Annotated in this window: 3 protein-coding genes; all 3 read right to left on the bottom strand. The window is 68.0% G+C overall.

Going from position 1 to position 1,687, the window contains the following annotated elements:
* Positions 1-368, bottom strand: a 368-nt coding sequence (locus WAN71_RS26075; RefSeq protein WP_422228092.1) for a DUF4247 domain-containing protein, incomplete at its 3' end; no start/stop codon positions are given.
* Positions 365-859: a DUF2617 family protein gene (locus tag WAN71_RS26070; protein WP_422228091.1), complete on the bottom strand. Its 495-nt coding sequence runs from the start codon at positions 857-859 to the stop codon at positions 365-367. The genes WAN71_RS26070 and WAN71_RS26075, both read right to left, overlap by 4 nt.
* A gap of 10 nt (positions 860-869) precedes the next feature.
* Positions 870-1,478, bottom strand: coding sequence for a DUF4178 domain-containing protein (locus tag WAN71_RS26065; RefSeq protein ID WP_422228090.1), 609 nt, complete (start codon positions 1,476-1,478; stop codon positions 870-872).
* Positions 1,479-1,687: the final 209 nt, after the last annotated feature.

The raw sequence follows: 1,687 nt of genomic DNA, 5'->3' as shown, positions 1-1,687 counted from the left end.
AAGCCGGGACCGAGAAAGATGAACGCGCCGTGGCTGTATCCGGCGCTCAAGTCCTCGACTCGGATGCTGCAGGGGTGCGGGCCGTCCGGGCCGACCGAGATGATCGCGTCGTTGTAGCGCAGGAATTGCGTTCCGGCGCTGGAGGCCCGGGCCGCCGGGCTCTGATAGCCGGCGAGCGTGTCCGCGACCTTCGCCGGCGATCCCTCGCAGAGGTACCGTTTTCCACTCGCGTCCTGGGAGTATTCGCGATAGTGATCGGCCACATAGGCGCGGATATCCTTGTGCAGCAATGTGACTCCGCCGATTAGGCTGCCGAAGGAGCCGATGGCCAGCACGAGGGCTATCACGAACAGACGGTTGCGGGTCATGGGCGCCACCGGCTGGTGGTGTAGACGCTGGTGCCCCCGGACGCGGCCGGATACAGATGCCAGGTCTGCCAGCGCCAGCCGGCGCCGTCGGGTTCGGCGGCAAGCGCGGTCAGCGCGGCGTCGTCACCGGGGAAAGAGCCGCCCAGCCAACCGGTTTCACGTACGCAACGGTCACGGAGGCGGTGCGCGAGTCGACGGAAAGTCGGCTCGTCGTGGATGTCGGTGCGAGATTCGAGGTGATAGCCGGGCGCGTCGGTCCGCTCAGGCAGCTCGCCGCCGAGATCGCACGAAACCTGTTCGGAGAAACCGACTTTGGCGTCCTCGACGGTGATCACGTGCGACGCGCCGAGGACTCCGAGCACCAGCGCGCCGCCGCCGGGGTGGCGCAGTCGGTAGCTGGCCAGTGGGGGAGGGGCGGGCGCGTTGAGTGCCAATCCAAGTCCCGCGCCACTTACGTCCGCCGGTGAGACGGACAGTTGATAGAGGGGCACCGGCGTGGTCCTACGTGGTGGCCGGCGGCGCAGGGTAGACGGTGAGCTCACCGGTCAGGACGGACTTGCCCGTCGAGATTTCCCACGGCATATCCGGCGCCCAGCGTTCGAAGGAGAGCAACGCGGTCTCGTCGGCGTTGGCGTAGTCGACGAAGTCCATGTCGCCGCCGGCTGGTAGACCCGTCGTGCCCTCGGTGGTGTATCCGGCGTGACCACGCTCCGACTCGTGGTAGGTCACATCGTCGACCACGTGCTCACCGCCGGGCTGCAGCTGAAGATCCTTGCGGCTCACCCACATTGCCAGCTTGAGCCGACCGTCGTCGTCCTCGACGCTGAACCAGATCGGTTCGTCGCCGCCTTCCAATAGGTGCTCCCACCACACGAACGGACCCTCGCGATAGGTGACCGAGCCGCGGACCACGTAATCGATGCCGCCGTGGCTCACGATCGCGCCGGGGCCGAGCTGCCGCGGGCCGAATTCCTGGGTCCCGGTGAAACTGAGCGGATCCTGGCGCGCGGCGGGCTGTTTCGGCGTTTTGGGACGCCGCAGCGCGAGGACAAGAACGACGATGGCTGCGCCGAACAGCGCGGCGGCGAGCACCAGCAGCACTGTTCCCACCGCACACCCTTCCCTGCGCCCCGACCGCGCGGATCAGCGGTGCGGTTTAACGTAACAGCCTTTTGCCGGGCCCAGGCGCGATATTGGCGCCGCGGCCGGCCTTAGCCGTTGCTGCCTTTGGTGCCGTGGGTGCCGGTGCTGCCGCCGCTGCCGGCGCTGCCGTTGGTGCCGTTGGTGAACCCGGTTTGCCCGGTGCCGCCGGTGCCGCC

It is taken from the genome of Mycobacterium sp. (assembly GCF_049280035.1).
Taxonomy (GTDB): Bacteria; Actinomycetota; Actinomycetes; order Mycobacteriales; family Mycobacteriaceae; genus Mycobacterium.
Note: the sequence above shows the minus strand (reverse complement) of the source record. Positions and strands in the feature narration are given on the sequence as shown.